This window comes from Methanolinea sp. (assembly GCA_030055515.1).
Classification (GTDB): Archaea; Halobacteriota; Methanomicrobia; order Methanomicrobiales; family Methanospirillaceae; genus Methanolinea_A.
The window spans coordinates 575,066-591,205 of record JASFYI010000001.1 but is presented as its reverse complement, the minus strand read 5'-3'; the positions used below and the strand labels follow the sequence as shown (position 1 = coordinate 591,205).

Annotated in this window: 19 protein-coding genes and 1 tRNA gene; 10 read left to right on the top strand and 10 right to left on the bottom strand. The window is 63.3% G+C overall.

Going from position 1 to position 16,140, the window contains the following annotated elements; genetic code table 11:
- Positions 1-106: 106 nt before the first annotated feature.
- Complete coding sequence (locus tag QFX32_03135; GenBank protein ID MDI9633034.1) at positions 107-1,231, bottom strand: tRNA (guanine(10)-N(2))-dimethyltransferase; 1,125 nt, start codon at positions 1,229-1,231, stop codon at positions 107-109.
- A gap of 60 nt (positions 1,232-1,291) precedes the next feature.
- Here QFX32_03135 and QFX32_03130 point away from each other — a divergent pair.
- Both QFX32_03130 and QFX32_03125 read left to right on the top strand, forming a co-directional pair.
- A tRNA-Arg gene (locus QFX32_03130) sits at positions 1,292-1,366 on the top strand.
- Positions 1,367-1,456: 90 nt separating this feature from the next.
- Positions 1,457-2,293: a geranylgeranylglycerol-phosphate geranylgeranyltransferase gene (locus QFX32_03125; GenBank protein MDI9633033.1), complete on the top strand. Its 837-nt coding sequence runs from the start codon at positions 1,457-1,459 to the stop codon at positions 2,291-2,293.
- Here the strand turns inward: QFX32_03125 and QFX32_03120 are convergent.
- The 4 genes from QFX32_03120 to QFX32_03105 are packed head-to-tail and all read right to left on the bottom strand — an operon-like array spanning position 2,255 to position 5,826.
- Complete coding sequence (locus tag QFX32_03120; GenBank protein MDI9633032.1) at positions 2,255-3,004, bottom strand: DUF116 domain-containing protein; 750 nt, start codon at positions 3,002-3,004, stop codon at positions 2,255-2,257. The genes QFX32_03125 and QFX32_03120 overlap by 39 nt on opposite strands.
- A complete protein-coding gene (gene mtnA, locus QFX32_03115; protein ID MDI9633031.1) occupies positions 3,001-4,062 on the bottom strand; it encodes an S-methyl-5-thioribose-1-phosphate isomerase in 1,062 nt (353 codons plus the stop codon). The genes QFX32_03120 and mtnA overlap by 4 nt, the downstream gene beginning before the upstream one ends.
- The gene (locus tag QFX32_03110) at positions 4,059-5,342 is read right to left on the bottom strand and encodes a CoB--CoM heterodisulfide reductase iron-sulfur subunit A family protein (protein MDI9633030.1); all 1,284 of its coding nucleotides are present in this window, start codon (positions 5,340-5,342) and stop codon (positions 4,059-4,061) included. Before QFX32_03110 ends, mtnA begins: the two co-directional genes overlap by 4 nt.
- Positions 5,335-5,826 carry a gamma carbonic anhydrase family protein gene (locus tag QFX32_03105; protein ID MDI9633029.1) on the bottom strand — a complete coding sequence of 164 codons (492 nt, stop codon included), beginning with the start codon at positions 5,824-5,826 and terminating at the stop codon, positions 5,335-5,337. The genes QFX32_03110 and QFX32_03105 overlap by 8 nt, the downstream gene beginning before the upstream one ends.
- A 30-nt stretch (positions 5,827-5,856) precedes the next feature.
- Here QFX32_03105 and QFX32_03100 point away from each other — a divergent pair, with 30 nt between their 5' ends.
- Positions 5,857-6,333 carry a phosphopantetheine adenylyltransferase gene (locus tag QFX32_03100; GenBank protein MDI9633028.1) on the top strand — a complete coding sequence of 159 codons (477 nt, stop codon included), beginning with the start codon at positions 5,857-5,859 and terminating at the stop codon, positions 6,331-6,333.
- Between the two features lie 277 nt (positions 6,334-6,610).
- Here QFX32_03100 and QFX32_03095 read toward each other — a convergent pair whose 3' ends face one another.
- A complete protein-coding gene (locus QFX32_03095) occupies positions 6,611-7,213 on the bottom strand; it encodes a tetratricopeptide repeat protein (protein MDI9633027.1) in 603 nt (200 codons plus the stop codon).
- Positions 7,214-7,470: 257 nt separating this feature from the next.
- On the opposite strand from QFX32_03095, the gene QFX32_03090 reads away from it, so the two are divergent.
- Positions 7,471-7,755: a DUF5658 family protein gene (locus tag QFX32_03090; GenBank protein ID MDI9633026.1), complete on the top strand. Its 285-nt coding sequence runs from the start codon at positions 7,471-7,473 to the stop codon at positions 7,753-7,755.
- Positions 7,756-7,816: 61 nt separating this feature from the next.
- On the opposite strand, the gene QFX32_03085 is transcribed toward QFX32_03090, so the two are convergent.
- Both QFX32_03085 and QFX32_03080 read right to left on the bottom strand, forming a co-directional pair.
- Complete coding sequence (locus QFX32_03085) at positions 7,817-8,569, bottom strand: hypothetical protein (GenBank protein ID MDI9633025.1); 753 nt, start codon at positions 8,567-8,569, stop codon at positions 7,817-7,819.
- A gap of 154 nt (positions 8,570-8,723) precedes the next feature.
- Positions 8,724-9,302: an adenosylcobinamide amidohydrolase gene (locus QFX32_03080; protein MDI9633024.1), complete on the bottom strand. Its 579-nt coding sequence runs from the start codon at positions 9,300-9,302 to the stop codon at positions 8,724-8,726.
- Between the two features lie 260 nt (positions 9,303-9,562).
- On the opposite strand from QFX32_03080, the gene QFX32_03075 reads away from it, so the two are divergent.
- From QFX32_03075 to QFX32_03065, 3 genes are all read left to right on the top strand, one after another.
- Positions 9,563-10,147 (top strand): type IV pilin N-terminal domain-containing protein, encoded by a 585-nt coding sequence (locus QFX32_03075; GenBank protein ID MDI9633023.1) that lies wholly within the window; start codon positions 9,563-9,565, stop codon positions 10,145-10,147.
- 152 nt (positions 10,148-10,299) lie between these two features.
- Complete coding sequence (locus QFX32_03070) at positions 10,300-11,280, top strand: cobalamin-binding protein (GenBank protein MDI9633022.1); 981 nt, start codon at positions 10,300-10,302, stop codon at positions 11,278-11,280.
- 136 nt (positions 11,281-11,416) lie between these two features.
- Positions 11,417-11,737, top strand: a complete 321-nt coding sequence (locus QFX32_03065) for a hypothetical protein (protein MDI9633021.1) — start codon at positions 11,417-11,419, stop codon at positions 11,735-11,737.
- Positions 11,738-11,938: 201 nt separating this feature from the next.
- Here the strand turns inward: QFX32_03065 and QFX32_03060 are convergent, their stop codons facing one another.
- Both QFX32_03060 and QFX32_03055 read right to left on the bottom strand, forming a co-directional pair.
- Positions 11,939-12,133: a hypothetical protein gene (locus QFX32_03060; GenBank protein ID MDI9633020.1), complete on the bottom strand. Its 195-nt coding sequence runs from the start codon at positions 12,131-12,133 to the stop codon at positions 11,939-11,941.
- 79 nt (positions 12,134-12,212) lie between these two features.
- Complete coding sequence (locus QFX32_03055) at positions 12,213-12,878, bottom strand: hypothetical protein (GenBank protein MDI9633019.1); 666 nt, start codon at positions 12,876-12,878, stop codon at positions 12,213-12,215.
- Between the two features lie 95 nt (positions 12,879-12,973).
- Here QFX32_03055 and QFX32_03050 point away from each other — a divergent pair, with 95 nt between their 5' ends.
- Genes QFX32_03050 through QFX32_03040 form a run of 3 tightly spaced genes read left to right on the top strand, consistent with a single transcriptional unit; the run spans position 12,974 to position 15,983 of the window.
- Complete coding sequence (locus tag QFX32_03050) at positions 12,974-13,906, top strand: iron chelate uptake ABC transporter family permease subunit (protein ID MDI9633018.1); 933 nt, start codon at positions 12,974-12,976, stop codon at positions 13,904-13,906.
- Entirely contained in the window at positions 13,900-15,153 is a 1,254-nt protein-coding gene (locus QFX32_03045) for an ABC transporter ATP-binding protein (GenBank protein MDI9633017.1), read from the top strand. Before QFX32_03050 ends, QFX32_03045 begins: the two co-directional genes overlap by 7 nt.
- On the top strand, positions 15,150-15,983 hold the full coding sequence (locus QFX32_03040) for a sugar phosphate isomerase/epimerase family protein (GenBank protein MDI9633016.1): 834 nt from the start codon (positions 15,150-15,152) through the stop codon (positions 15,981-15,983). Before QFX32_03045 ends, QFX32_03040 begins: the two co-directional genes overlap by 4 nt.
- The last annotated feature ends 157 nt before the right edge of the window (positions 15,984-16,140 follow it).

Below are 16,140 nucleotides of genomic sequence, written 5' to 3'. Positions count from 1 at the left end.
AGATTCCCCGGCCCGATATAATGGTATTGTTGCGCCACGCGACCCCTAACCCGTGCGGGCATCGGGACCGGTCCCTTTCCCGGGACCCCCCGCATCGCCGCCGCGGTCACTCCCTGTGCCGCCCGGCAATGGCCTCGCGGATGGCCGGGAGGGGGGCATCCGTCTTGAGTGCTGTCCCGCTGAAGTGAGCCCGCGAGGCACTGTAGCCCCTTCTCCTGAGGGAGTCCATGACCTCTCCGATGGGGGGCGGCGAGACGCGGAAGTGGCGGGCGAGGTGGTGGTACTCGTAGTGGAACGGGATATCGATCTCTCCCGCGCACGTCGCGGCGAGCGCCTGGAGTTCCCGGGCGAGCCTGTACCCGCTCCCGGCAATTGCCGCGCGGAACGAGTCGAGAACCTCCCCGTCGTGGAGGGGCCCGGTCCAGAGGGGCCCGACGGGAACGAGGGGGACCCTGCAGGAGGGGCACTCCCCCGGTGGCGGGAGAACCCCGCTTTCGTGCGTGCGAAAGATGCAGCGGGGACACTGCATGACGTACCCCACCATCCCGCAGGACTTGTCGGCCTGCTTTGTACCCCGGAGCAGGCGCACGTGGACGCGGAAATGGTGTTCCCGCGAGTAGCAGAAGAGGGGGTGGATCCCGCGGTCGTACCGTGCCGCCTCCCTCGCGATGAATCCCACGAGTATCCGCAAACCCGCCTCGGCGTGATACTCGGTGTTCCTCCCCAACGCGAAGTAACGGCGGATCCCGGCGTTCCTGTGCGCCCCGCAGAGGGGGGCCGTGTCCGTCGCGGTCACGAAGAGGAACCTGCCGCAACCCCTCACGGCGGAATCGAGGAAGGGCGCGGGACTCCCGAAAGGGTCGAGGTCGACCGTCTCGAACGTCCTCGAGGCGAGGAGCGCGTGCGCGTCGGACTGGGTGACCTCGGCGGGTAACCCGAGGAGATCCCTGTTCATCCTGATGAGGGAGACTGCCTCGGGGTCCCGGTCGTTGATCGTGACCGGTATCCCGCACTCCCTCGCGACGCGGAGTCCCCGGATCCCGGTCGCACCCATGAGGTCGAGGTACCGGGTGACGGGGAGGACCTTGCAGAGGAGGACCGTCGCGTCTCGGGAGAATTCCATACGCGGGTTGTAGAAGACGGGAGCCGATGCCGGTGGGAAGGAGTGGCGGGGATCGGTGACAGGTATCAAAAATTTCAGATTTCCCTCTTCTGCCCACGTAAATTCCATATCGGGTGATCGTGGCGGTTCGACACCCTTATACCTTCCCATCGGCAATGAGTATTGGCAGGGCGTGTGGCCTAGTCAGGACAGGGCGGCAGCCTCCTAAGCTGTAGGTCGGGGGTTCAAATCCCCCCACGCCCGCTCCCTCCATTCCCGTGGTCATCCACGCGGGAAGATTATCCTTTTCCCTCGGGGGACGAAACGAATGGTAAAGGAGGAGATTCTATCCACTTGCTCCCGGGTTACGTGAGGCTCGTCCGCCCGCTCAATGCCGTGGTCGCGGGCATTGCCGGGATAATCGGGTACATCATTGCGACCGGCTCGCTCGAGCCCACCAACATCTGGATCTTCCTCGTCGTCTTCCTCGTCACCGCGGGGGGCAACGCGATCAACGACTACTGCGACGTGGAGATCGACAGGATAAACCGGCCGGACCGCCCGATTCCATCCGGGGAAGTGAACAGGGCCTCGGTCCCGGTGTACTCCGCGGCCCTCTTCCTCTCGGGGATCGCCGCGTCATTCGCGATGAATTACCTTTGCGTGGCAATCGCTGCGCTGAATTCCGCCCTGCTCGTCTGGTACGCGGTCAGCCTGAAGAGGACTGCCGGCGCGGGAAATGCTGCGATATCGTACCTCACCGCATCGATCTTCGTCTTCGGGGCAGCCAGCGCGGGCGCGGGGGCCGTCGTCCGGGTTATCCCCCTCGCGGTCGTGACGTTCCTCGCTATGCTCGCGCGGGAACTCTGGAAGGACGCCGAGGACCTCGAGGGAGACGCGGCTGCCGGTGCCTCCACGCTCCCCGTGAGGATGGGCATAAAGCCCGTCGTGCGGCTCGGGTTTGCGTTCCTCGCCGGGGCGATAGCCGCGAGCCTCCTGCCCGCGCTCTGGTGGGGGTTGCCTTACCTTGCCGGGATCGCGGCCGTCGATACCGCCATCCTCTGGGCGGCACTCCGTGCCCTCCCCTGCGGGACGCCCGGTTGCATCAGGCAATCCAATGCAACGGCACTCGTGAAGTACGCGATGTTCGCCTCACTCGCGGTCTTCACCGCCTCTGCCCTTTTCCTTTGACACCGAGAGCGAGAAGAGCGCCTCCCTCACCTCGGGGGGTACTTTCCCGGGATCGATCCCGAGCATCGCGACCTCCATGACCTTGTCCCAGTCCACGCTCGTCTCCACGCACCCGTCCTTCTGCGTGACGACACCCATGGAGGTAAGACCCATCTTGTCGGACATCTCGAGCCCGTCCTTGACTTCCATGAGGCACCCGACGCCGATGATGGCCCGCGGGCGGTATGCCCTGACCATCCTCTTGATGAACGACGATCCCGGCACGATGAACACGCGGTAACCCAGCGCGGAGAGGATTTTCTTCCAGTAACCGATGCTGCACGCGCCGCAGCTCCGGCAGGAGAGACCTTCCGGCGAGAGGTGCGCGGGACAGCGGGAGGACCGGAGGCACTGGGGGAGGAATATCGCCCTCTCCTCGGGGGGGATCTCCGCGAAATTCTTCTTCTGCATGTTGTTGTGCAGCGAGATGAAGAACGTGAGGATCTCGCTGTCCTCGAGGCCGAAGAGACGGAAGAGGGCCTTTGCGAGCCCCTCGACGAGGGCCATCCCCGCCTTCACGAAACGGGGGAATATGAGTTTGCCGGTGTTGATGGAGATGATGGATATCCAGACGAGGACGAGGGAGAGGACGAAGATGCCGAAGAGGATGACGAGCGTGATCTCCCCCACGAGGAAGACGATGCCCTCCAGCGTCACGCGTGCGACGTTCATTCCCGCGCGGTCCCTCTCGCCGTGGCCCTTGCCCTCGCGATCTTTCCCCAGTCAAGGGGAGGTTCGAGTATCCCGATGTCGGTGATGAACGCGGTGACGAGGTCGTGCGGGGTTCGATCGAACGCGTAGTTCCTCACCGCGGCGCCATCGGGGACGGTGACCTTCCCCCCGCACGTCGACACCTCTTGCCGCGGCCTCTCCTCGATGGTCACCTCCCGAAAAGACCTCTCCGGGTCGAACGTGGAGACCGGAGCGGCGACGTAAAATGGGATCCCGTGGAACCGGGCGCAGATGGCGTGCATGTACGTGCCCACCTTGTTGAAGACGGCATCGCGGGTGATCCTGTCTGCCCCCACGACGACGAGGTCGACCTCGCCGCGCTGCATCATGAGCGCGGCCGCCGAGTCGGGAATCACGGTCACGGGAATCCCGTCCGACACGAGTTCCCAGGCAGTCAGGCGGGCTCCCTGCAGGAGCGGGCGGGTCTCGCACGCGATCACGGAGACTCTCTTTTTTTGGGCGACCGCTGACCGGACGACACCGAGGGCGGTCCCCCACTCCCCGCACGCGAGCGCGCCCGCGTTGCAGTGCGTGAGGAGCGAGCAATCGTCCGGGACGAGCGGTGCCCCGTGGTCCCCGATCAGGTGGCAGGCGCGGCTCTCCGATTCCGCGAACGCGTCCGCGGCGGCGAGAGTCCGCTCCCTTGCCTCCCGCACCGAACCAGACTGCAGGGCGGCCTCCATGGCCACGCTCACCCCCACCGAGAGGTTCACGGCGGTGGGTCTCGACGCCGCTATCCGCTCGGCCTCGCGGCCAAGCTCCCGCAGGAAGGGACCGAGGTCCGGAAGCCGGATGCGCCGTGCCGCGAGGGCGACTCCATAGGCCCCCGCGATCCCGAGGGCAGGAGCACCGCGGACCTCGAGGTTCTCGATCGCGGACACGAGACGGTCGACGGTCCTGCACCTCACGACCCGGCAGTGGCCCGGGAGCTTTGTCTGGTCGATCAGGGCGATGGCGCCGGTGGTAGCGTCCCACCAGAGTGCCTTCACGGTTCTCATCGGGACGTCCTGTCTCTCACCGCGTCGATGAATGCACGCATGGCAGCGGCCCCCGACTGCGCGACGCAGTCCGGGATGTCCCGCGGGGCCGTGACGGTCCCGGCGAGGTAGATGCCCGGCCGGACGGTTGCCACGGTGTCGACCTTCTCGTCGAGCGGCTTGAAAAACCCTGTCGGTTCCCTCGGCAGCCCGAGCATTTCCCCGATCGCGCCGGAATCCGCCGCGGGCTCAAGGCCCGTCGAGAGGACGACGAGTTCCGGCCGGAGATCCTCTATCTCCCCCGTCTCGGTGTTCTCCACGCGGAGGAGGAGTTCTTCGCCCTCCCCGAGGATCTCGCCGGGCATCCCGCGGATGAATCTCACGCCGGCCTCAATCGCCCGCTGGTAGTACTCCTCGTACCCTTTCCCATAGGCCCTGATGTCCATGTAGAGGATGGTCACGTCGGTCCCGGGATACTTCTCCTTCAGGAGGATCGCGTTCTTTATCGCGTACATGCAGCATATCCCCGAGCAGTAGGGCCTGCCTACCGAAATGTCCCTCGACCCGACGCACTGGACGAAGACGACCGACCGCGGCACTTTCCCCGTCGAGAGGCGTCTTATCTCCCCTCCCGTCGGGCCGCTCGCGTTCATCATCCTCTCGAACTCGAGGGCCGTGACCACATCCGGGAGTTCGAGGTACCTGTACTGTTCCTTCCTCCTCGCGTCGAAGAGGTCGTACCCGCACGCGACGATGATGCTCCCCGCTTCGACGGTGACGTCCTCCTCGCGGTCCTCTTTCAGGATCGCGTCCCTGCCGCAGACGTCGTAGCAGAGCCCGCACTCGATGCAGTGGGCGGTATCCCTCACGACGATGTCCGGCACGGACTGGCTGTGCGGCTTGTAGATCGCCTTCCGGACACCGATGCCCGCGTCGAACCTGTTGTAGACCTCGACGGGGCATACCGCGATGCAGTCCCCGCACCCGTTGCACTTCTCCGCGTCGACGTAGCGGGGCATCTTCCTTATCGTGACTTTGTAATGGCCGGGTTCCCCGCTGACCGAGATCACCCTCGCGCATGTCATGAGGCGTATCCGGGGGTGGCGGGCGACGTCCATCATCTTGGGGGAGAGGATGCACATCGAGCAGTCATTCGTCGGGAAGGTCTTGTCGAGCATCGCCATGTGACCTCCGATGGACGGTTCCTTCTCCACGAGGCAGACATCGATGCCGTGGCCCGCGAGGTCCAGTGCGGCCTGGATACCTGCCACGCCGCCGCCGATGACGACAACCTCAGGCATTCCGGTACATCCCCGCGAGTTCCCAATATGTCGCGGCGTTCTGGACGATCAGCCTCTTCTGTTCCTCGGTGACCTGCTTGATGACCTTCCCCGGCACGCCCACGACGACCGATCCCGGCGGGATCGACGCCCCCTCGGTGACGACGGCTCCCGCACCGATGAGTGTATCTTCGCCGACGACCGCCCCGTTAAGGACGATCGCGCCCATGCCCACGAGGACCCTGTCACTTATCGTGCACCCGTGGAGGATGGCGCCGTGTCCCACCGAGACTTCCCTCCCGATGCGGACAGGGTATCCCGCACTCGTGTGGATGACGGCGTTGTCCTGGATATTGGAGAGATCACCGATGGAGATCCTGTCGCGGTCGCCGCGGACGACAGCGCCGAACCAGATCCCGACGCATTCCCCTATCTCCACGTCGCCGAGAACCGTCGCGGTCGGCGCGATGAACTTCCCGCCTTTCCCGGCCCCACCAACAGCCATAATAACATTAAAAGTTCACAATCCCCGACAATGAAGGTTATGGTCGGGGGCACCTTTGACCCCCTCCACGACGGCCACAAGAGGCTCCTCACCCGGTCTTTCGAACTCGCGGGGCGTGACGGGGTGGTCGTCATCGGGCTGACGACCGATGCCTTCGCGTCGCGGAAGGCACACCCCGTCCGCCCGTACGAGGAGCGGAAGGATGCCCTCGAGAATTTCATCCGCACGAGCGGGTTCTCCACGCCGTACTCCATCGAGCCGCTGAATGACCGGTACGGATCGGCGCTCGATGCCGACTTCGACGCGCTCGTCGTGAGCGAGGAGACACTCCCCGTCGCCCGGGAGATCAACGTGCTCCGGCACGAGAGGGGGCTCCCGAAAGTCGATATCCACCAGATCACCTGTGTCCTTGCCGAGGACGGGAAGTGGATATCCAGCACGCGTATTTACAGGGGAGAGATCGACGAGCACGGCAGGTTGCTCCGGGGGAAGGAGGATCGCGCATGAACCGGATTCCCCGCGGGGTGCATTGAACCCCGACCATCATACAATTTTATAAGCAGGTCCGGAGTATGGATTACCGATACTCTCAGCATCACTTCTGGTGCGCGCGGGTACATCCCGTGTGCACCCCGCCCTGTCACGGGAGAATGCGCGGCCTCATTGCCCGATCGTGACTGGCCTTCTCCGTAGGGATTCCCCCGGGAACGACGGGATGAGAAGGTCCACCGCGTGGAGAAAGTGGCAAATGAAAAGATGTATTGGGGAGCGACGCGTCCTGCCTCTACCGTGCCACGCGGGCGAGGAGTACCGCGGCAACCATCGCGAGGAGAACCGCGGCGACATGGAGCGGTGCGGCTTGCGAGGGGGTCGGTGGTGCCGGGGGAGTGGTAACCGGCGTTCCCACGAGGAACATCGCCATCTGCATCGCCTCTTCTGCTTCCTTCGTCCTCCCGAGGCCCGAGAGGGCTGTCGCCCTGTCTATCCAGGCCTCGGAGTGCCGCGGGTCGAGTTCGATGGCCCTGTTGGCCGCCTCGAGACCTTCCTCGAGTCGTCCCAGCGCGATGAGCGCACTCGCCCTGTTGGTCCACGCATCGGCCTGGTTTTCGTCGAGTGCGAGTGCCCTCCCCGATGCCTCGAGTGACTCGTTGAACTCTCCTTTCACGTTCAGTATCCCGGATTTCGTGATCCACGCGAGGGTGAAGTTCGGTTCGATCGAGAGTGCCCGGTCGATGGATGCGAGGGCCTCGTCGAATTTCCCTTCCATCGCGAGGTCGACACCGCTGTTGTAGGCAGATATCGCGTCGAGGGGCGGGGCTGCACACGCGAGGGCGGTGAGTGCACAGAGGATGCAGAGCGCGAGAACAAGGACAGGTAGTCTCGTCATGAAATCCCTTCTTTTATCCAGATTGACGATGAATGCAAAAAATACTTTCTTTTCCCGGCGGGAGGGGAATTACCGTTCTGCCGCGGGGAGAAAGGTGGAAGCGTCCCGCGGCGGGCAGTAATTTTTATCGAGGATGTACCCCCAATATCCCTTGGGGGACTTGATTTCTGCGTGCGGAATCCAGGCCGGGGGATACCCTTCTCCGGTCTTTTCTCGAGACCAGAATAAAAGAGACGTTCTTTTTTTGCATTTTCTTCGTGTACATCCTCTTCTTGCTGGATATCGCAACGACGACGGTAATCCTCTCGCTCGGGGGACACGAGATCAACATGGTGATGGCACCTTTCGTGGGAAATTACTACCTCCACCTCTTCCTCAAGGGGCTCGTGCTCGTGCTCGCGGGGACTGCGGGGATGTGGGCCGAGGGGAAGATCCCCGGTTCGGGTCTCACGATGCTCCTCGTCATCATCGGCTGGTACTCGATCGTCATCCTCCACAATACCTCGGTCCTCCTCGAGCTCTGCACAGTCCCGTGCCCGTAGTCGCCCTCGATACCAGCCCGGGGCATGGGCCGCCGCGCACCCTCAAGGGGAAGGTAACCATTCACCAGTATTCTTCCTCCGGTACCTGTGCCGTCTGTTGCGGCGCCGTAGGTTTCCGAATGATCCCGTAGGGAACGGCTTTTTCCGCCGCGACGCCCTCGCGGAGGACGATGGTGAGGGTGGTCTGGTAGCCGTAGATGTTGACGTGGTACTCCCCTGCCTCCCTGATTGCGATCCTCTTCTCCGGCTCGGAGCTGTATTCCCCGTTGTACCCTTCTTCCGCGACGATTTCCCCGGTCTGGTTGTTCCGGACCGTCACGACTGCCCGGGCATCGTAAGGGTTCTTCGTTTCGGCCTCGAATGCCATCTCGATCACGAACGGGGGTTCGGAAGGCCGGGCGAGTATCCCCACGTTCTCCCAGTTCAACCGGTAAGTACTCGTGAAAAACGGCGCGGTGGGATAGGCGAACGGGCGCGGGAAGAAATCGGGGTAAGAGGGGAGCGGGCGGAAACTGAAATTCGTGGCGATCCTCGGGGGGATCGGGTCCGTGTAGACCGCCATGCCCGCGCCGGCGGCGGTCTGTTGCGGTGTTGCCGCGGGGAGAGGAGGCGCAGGGGCAAAACCGGGATTCCCGGGGACTGGGGGAGCCGCGGGTGTGGGTGGCATCCATCCCCCCGGGGATTGGGGTGCAGCGGGTGGCTGGCTCTCATCTCCGACTGTCCCGACCTCGATGCAGCAGCAGATGGCCGCGAAGGCAAAAAGTGCGAGGAAAATTGCGATCGCCCCGCGGCACCCTGCCCCTCCCACTGTCATATTCCCTGTACCCCCATTTCCCGGGGCTGGTAATATTTTTTTCATTTTTTGTATTCACACTTCCCCGGTGCGAGGCAAGGTATTTGGAATTTCAAAAAAAGGGACACAGCAGGGGAAAACACGACCGGGACTTTCGCGCTGCGATGGAGCCGCTTCACAGCGTGATCTCCACGGGGCCTCTCATTTTCTGCTCGTAGGCGGCGAGTGCGAGGGGGACACCCCTCTTCACGCCCTCCACGAGGCCCCTCCCGAGAGGGGTCACGATCCCCGCGTAATTGTGGACGGGCTGCCCCTCGCACGCCACGATCACCGCGTCGGTCGGGGTCGCGATGAAGTCCCGCCCCGAACGGAGGAGCGCGGCGGTCTTCGCGCTGCTGATCGTCGCGATGGATTCGAGGAGCGCATGTTCTGCCATCCCCCCGCGGGACACGACGATGATGTTGATCGTGTCTCCCGAGGTTCCCGCCGTGACGAAGAGGTCGAGGAGACCTGACCGGCACACGACGAGCCTCTCCATCGGGACCGCGGTGAGGAGACCAAAGAACGGCCCCCTTATACCCTCCGCCGCAGCGACCCTCATGACGAAAGAGAGGGGGTCCGGGTCGTCCCAGTCCCGCGGGACGGTCCGGTTGAAGAGCGCGGAGACCCTTGAAATCCCCCCTCCTATCCCGGTGGACGCGGCGAGGAAATCTCCCTCGATGACGAGAGTCGTGGGCGAACACCGGAAATTCATGGTACATTCCTCTCTTTTGGCATATCCGCCATTCCATGATGAACTCCGAGCGGCGACTGGAAACCCCCCGCAAGGCTGACGAAGCAGTGGAGCAGTCTCCCGCGGGATCACTCGTCGCGGATTAAAAAAATAATTTTGTTTTTCAACAAAAAAATTTGATCAATTTATATAGTTTTAGAACAAACAAAATTTTGTTGTGAGGGGAGGGGCCCGCCCTTCACAACGCAGCGGAGCGGAGGAATGAGAATGAAGATTGGAATGTGGATGCCGTCTCGCCCGTGGTCGGCGTGATGCTGATGCTCGTGGTGACGATCATCATCGCCGCCGTGGTCAGCGGGTTTGCCGGTGGACTCGCGGGAGAGAGCAGGAAAGCCCCGCAGGCGTCCATCAAGGTCAGCCCCGCGATCGAATCGATAAAGGACACGAACACGGCGAACTGGCAGCCGGATTACCCCGCCAATTTCACGGCGAAGAACGGGCTCCTCTTCGAGCATGCCGGCGGTGACGGTTTCGCACTGAACGAGATCGCGGTGCAGATACAGAGCCAGGACGCGAAGTACACGATCTCGCTCGCAGACGACGTCCCCGACTCGACGTGCCTCCCCGCCGGGACCACGAAGTACCTCGTCGAGGTGGGATCGGGTGACGGCTTCATCGCGTCGGGGGACAAGTTCATGCTCTACGCTGACAACTGCCGCATCGACCCGCTCGGTTCCCAGATATCGTGGAAACCGAAAGGGGCGGCCGGTGGCGAGGCAGCGTACCTGAACACGCGGTGCGAGTACGCGATCATCGACAAGGCGAGCCAGAAGGTCATCCAGAAGGGAGAGTTCGTCCTGCAATGAGAAAACTCCAACAACCCACCTCTTCATCCCCGCGTGGGAGGGCACTCCCGGCCACCATGGCAAGGCCGGGCAGCACGCGGAACAATGTGCACGGAGGGTCCAGGAAGCACACTTCACTGCTGATTCTCCACCTCGCTCTCCTCCTGCTTGCCGTGTCACCCCCGTGCACGGCGGTCTCCGTCACCGACGACACGGGAACGACGGTCGTAATCCCGTCCCCGCCCCAGAGGATCGTCTCCCTTGCCCCGTCGAACACCGAGATCCTCTACGCGCTCGGGCTCGGCGACAGGGTTGTCGGCGTGACGGATTACTGCAACTTCCCGCCGGAGGCAAAGGGAAAACAAAAGGTCGGGGGTTACAGCACGGTGAGCATCGAGAAGGTAGTCGCGCTCCGGCCCGACCTCGTCGTCGCGGCGTACGGGAACGGAAAGGACGTCGTGGAGAGTATCCGTTCCCTCGGAATCCCCGTCGTGTCCCTCCACCCCCTGACCCTCGACGACGTCCTCAAAGACATCGAGCTCATCGGGCTGGCAACGGGTGCGAAAGAGAACGCGAGGGTAGTCACAGGTGACCTGCGCCGGAGGATCGACGCGATCGAGGTGAGGACGAGAGGGGCAGAGTACCGCCCGCGCGTCGCGCACGTGATATGGAACAACCCCATCTACGTGAGCGGGAACGGGACGCTCCAGGACAAGCTCATCCGGCTCGCGGGCGGGAGAAATGCATTCGCGCACCTCGAAGGCTGGAAGAATGTGGGGATAGAAGACTTCATAAGCGCGGATCCCGAGGTGCTCGTCGTGAACACGGGGACGGGGATGGGTGGCGGCGGGGACGCGATCGCGCGGTACTTCAGGGAAGAGCCGCGTTTCGCGGGGGTGTCGGCTATCCGGAACGGCAGGGTTTTCCTCGTCGATTCGGACATCGTGGACCGTGCGGGTCCCCGTGTCGTGGAAGCTCTCGAATTGTTCGCATCCGGCATCAGTTCGGTGGACGAGGAGCAGGATGCCCGTGGGGATCCGGCGTCGGAGGCGACACGAACCCTCTCCCTCCCGTTCCTCGCGCCCGTCTGCGCACTGGTAGCAATCGCGGCAATTTCCCTGCGGATGGGGAGTGGTCGGGGCAACAGGGAGTGAGGTGGGATTATCGCATGAGAGATGGGAAAAACCCCAGCGGTCATGAGAAAGGAGGGATACTCCCGCGAATGAACCGGAGTGATGCACCATGTCACGTTACTATGGATACGTACCGAAAGGCAAAGTGAAGAGTGCCGTGGAATCGTTCGAGTCGGCAACCGCGGTGACAGCCCCCGGCGGCGTCATCCTCGCGACGGTGTACGTGGACATCCGCGAGGAGGAATGGGCCGTCGCCCTCGCGTTCGGGAGGGCGAGGCACCCGACGATAAGGGGGCCGGAACCCGCCTTCGAAGTCAGGTATTCCTACCGGCCGGGGGACAGTGCAGCCCTCTCGTTCCTCGACACGAGGAGGGGAGATCCGGTCCCTGTTCCCGGGGGTCCCTTCTCATCAGTCGACGACTTCGTGGTGTGGGTGATCGAGAAGGAGAAGGAACGGCTGGGAAGGAAGGGGGAGTGAGTCTCCCCTCGCTTCCCTGGTCGGCTCGCACGCGGGAGGGTAAATTCGTTTTTGACAATACCTCGAGGGGACCTGCCAATCCGCCGTCTCGTCGGTAAGTGCACGTGCCGCACCCACGCGACTGGAAAGGTACAGACTCCACTCAGTCCGAACGGAAATTCGTCCGTCGCGTTGTTTCCCCGTTTTCCGGCACAGGGAATGTCAGGCCTCGTACGCGACCAGTATCGACCCCGTCTCACTCTCAAGGGCCCTGATGCGGGCGAGCTCTCCGGGGGTGAGCTTCTTGTAAGCCGGCACCTTCTCGTAGGCAACGAGAACGAGATTCAACTTCCTCTCGAGTGCCCTTATCTCCGCGAGTTGTTCCTCGTTAATCTTCGCGTACCTGGGACATTCCATGGAAATCACCATGGGAATTTTTCATAATATTATATTTATATTTTATTTCAAATAGTATTTACATACGGAAATCAAATTTTCACGGGTGCTCCACGGAATCCAGTCGCATTTCACTGCATGACCATTCCCGCCCGGGCCTTTCAAGGGCGGTCACGACACCGTGGCACCTGCACGCTGTGCCGATGACCACGCGGTCCCTGTCGCCGACTTCTGCGAGGAGCCTATCGAGATCCTCGCCCATGATGGCCCCGAGTCCGGGCGTGACCTGACGGCTCTCGAGGATGTGCGCACCGGGGAGGATCTCCCGGAGGAGGGCGTGGACCGGGATTTGCCGTGAATCCCGGGTGACAGGGCACGCGTCCGGTTCAGGGCAGTCGGCGAGGCACCGGCCCGACCTGTTCCGCGAGAGGAAGAGAGACCCTCTCTTTGTCCCCACCACGAGTCCGGGTGGAACATGGGAGAGGACGGGGAAAAGGGCGGGCGCCGATTCCCGGAATCCAAGGGCAGCTGAGACCATCCCTGCCGCGACGTGGACGGGTGCGGCCGGGAAGATTCGCCGGGGTTTGCACTCGACGAACGCGTCGTACGCCTCATCCAGGCCACCGCAGATGAAATGCGCGAAGTTACCCCTGGACGTCACGAGAGTGGCTGCAGGGCAGCGGGGATCAACATCGACGAGTATGTACTGGGTCCCCTCCGCCTCGAGGAACCGTGCTGCCTTCACGCCGTACCTCCCCCCGCCCACGATCAGGTCCAGTCCTCTCCACCCCGCAACATGAAAAAATTATTTTACTTAAAGCAAATAATTTTTCTATAATGGCGCGGTGCAGTTCGGGAGCCGTGATCCTCCTCCTCGGATCCCTCCTCGGTGCGAGCATCGTCTTGTGCACCCTCGTCGGCCCCGCGGGTATCCCTTTCTTCTCGCTCTCCGATGGTGTGCCGGGAGACACGATCCTCTACGGCATCCGACTCCCGCGGGTTCTCTCCGCCGCGCTCGTCGGGGCAGGGCTCGCGGCATCGGGTGTCGTGCTGCAGGGGCTCTTCCGTAACCCGATGGCAGACCCCTACCTCCTCGGGACATCGGCCGGGGGTGCGCTCGGCGCCGCAACGGCAATCATCGTGCTCGGCGGCGCGTATTCCATGCCCTTCGCATTCGCCGGGTGCATCGGGGCAGCATCCCTCGTCTACGGGATCTCGCGGCGGGCGGGGCGGATACGGGTCGAACAGCTCCTCTTGACCGGCATCGCGGTATCGATGTTCCTCGGTGCTGTCCTCTCGTTCACGATGTACACCGCAGGGGAGTCCCTGCACCAGATCTTCCTGTGGCTCATGGGGGGATTCTGGACGGCCTCGTGGAACGACGTCTGGGTCGGCCTCCTCGTCGTTCCCGCTGCAGTTCCCCTCTTCCTCCTCTCGCGGGAGCAGGATATCCTCTCGCTCGGCGAGGAGGACGCCATCACGCTCGGGGTCGACACCGAGCTCCTCAAGAGATCCCTCCTCGTGACCAGTGCATTCATCACCGCGGTCGCGGTCTCGATCGCGGGGAGCATCGGGTTCATCGGCCTGATCACACCCCACATCATGCGGCTCGTCTCCGGCCCGGGTCACAGGGTCCTCCTCCCCGCGTCGATGATGGCGGGGGGTATCCTCCTCGTCCTCTCCGATGCACTCGCACGGACCGCGGGAAACGAGGTCCCGGTTGGGGTGGTCACCGCGTTCTTCGGCGCCCCGTTCTTCGTTTTCCTCCTCCGAAGGAGGCGCGAATCGTGTTAGCCATCTCGGGAGTGGACCTCAGCTACGGCGCGCACCTCGTCCTGTCCGGTATATCGCTCCAGTCCCCGAGGGGGACATTCCTTGGCATCATCGGCCCGAACGGCTCAGGGAAAACGACGCTCCTCAAGGCGATCGCCCGGCTCGTCGCACCGTCCCGCGGGACCATCCTCCTCGGAGGGAAGGAGGTAGGAGAATACCCCGCGAGGGACCTTGCCCGGATGGTGGGTATGGTCCCGCAGGCAACGGCGCCGGGATTCGACTTCCCCGTGCAGGACGTGGTGATGATGGGGCGGTACCCCCACATAGGGATGCTCGGGGCCGAGAGGCCGGCTGACCGTGAGGCCGTGCGGCGGGTCATGGAGGTGACCGGGATTGCGCACCTCGCGGAGAGGTCCACCCGGGAGATCTCCGGGGGCGAACTGCAGAGGGTTATCATCGCCCGGGCACTCGCGCAGGAACCGGAAGTCCTCCTCCTCGACGAGGCAACCGCCCACCTCGACCTCGGGCACCAGGTCGCGATTCTCCAGGTCGTCAGGGATCTTGCGCGCCGGATCACGGTCATCGGGGTCTTCCACGACCTCAATCACGCCGCGCATTTCTGCGACAGGTTGGTCCTCCTCCACGACCACAGGATCCTCGCGTTGGGAGAACCGCGGGAAGTCCTCACCGGGGAGAACATCGAGAGGGCATTTGGCATCCGCGCCGTCGTCCGGGAGGATCCCCTCACGGGGCGCCCGTCTATCTCGCTCATCCCGCCCCTCCCGGGTGACGTGGAAGACAGCACGAGGGTCCACGTCGTATGCGGCGGCGGGGAGGGAGCGAGTATCCTCTCTGCGCTCCGTTCCCTCGGGTTTTCCGTGACGGCGGGGGTCCTCTCCGTCAACGACAGCGACTTCGTCGCGGCAGATACGCTCGGTATCCCGTGCATCGCGGAACCCCCTTTCAGTCCCATATCCGACGATTCGAAAAGGAGACTGGAAGGGCTCGTCGCGGATGCCGACGCGGTCATCGTCACGCGGGGCCCGTGGGGAAAGGGGAATATCGGGAACCTCGAGGTCCTCTCCCGCGTGGATTGCCACCGCGTCGTGCTGGTGGGATTCTCATCGTGGAACGGCCAAAAATGGGACTACACCGATGGCGAAGCAAAGCGCATCGTCCGTTCTCTGATAGAAAGTGGGGCCCGGGAGGTCCCCGACTTCCCGTCCGCGCTCCGTATCATCAGGACGATAGGGGGGAGAGAACGGTGAGGCGAATTGGCTGCTCGACGTGGTGCTGCCTTGACCGGCCACTCCCGGAGGCGTTCGGGCTGATCGTGGAACTGACAGACACGGTCGAGATATTCGCGGATGCAGCGCACGATATCCTCGACTACGGGGAATGCCTGTCTCCTTGCCGCGGCATCTCCCTCTCTGTCCATGCCCCGACCGCGGACATCAACCTCGCGAGCACCCGCGAACCGGTCCGGATGGCCTCCGTCGCGCTCGTCTCCGCGGTCTGCGAGCGCGCGGGAGACCTCGGTGCTTCCGCCGTCGTCGTGCACCCCGGGATCTCCCCCTGGCCCGGCCAGGAAGAGGTGTCGCGGTCTGCCCTCTCCCGCTCCCTCGACGATCTCGCAAGGGTCCAGGAGGAGGTCGGGGTCAGGGTCGCGGTCGAGAACATGGGATCGTGGGAGATGTGCCACTTTCGGGATACCGGCCTCCTGCCGGAAATTGCCGGGAGGGGCCTCTCATTCTGCCTCGACGTGGGCCACGCCCACCTCAACAACGTTCTTGACAGGTTCCTCTCGCTGGCGACCCCTTGCATCGTCCATCTCCACGACAACTGCGGGAGCACCGACGATCATCTCCCGCCAGGGAGAGGCAGCATGGACTACCCCTCTCTCCTCGGGAGGCTCCCGGCGGGTGTACCGTGGATCCTCGAGGTCCCGGACATCGGGATGGTGGAGCAGGGCCTGGCCTACGTGGAAATGCACACTCCCTTCCGCCGCGGCGGGGATCGGGGCCAGGGCGATCCCCCGCTACCGGCACGAGGGGGGCGGCGGGCAGTTCCGGAAGGGGAGGATCTCTGGCGAAGGTAGAGTGGAGTAATAACATATGGTGTTATATTATATCTGATGTGTATTACTATAAGTTAACCCCCTCCATTTCTCTCACCAAAGATACGCATGATACTCTTTTCAATTCACAATGTACAGGAGATTCACGCGCCTGGTGTAAAAGTACATTTCGAAAAAC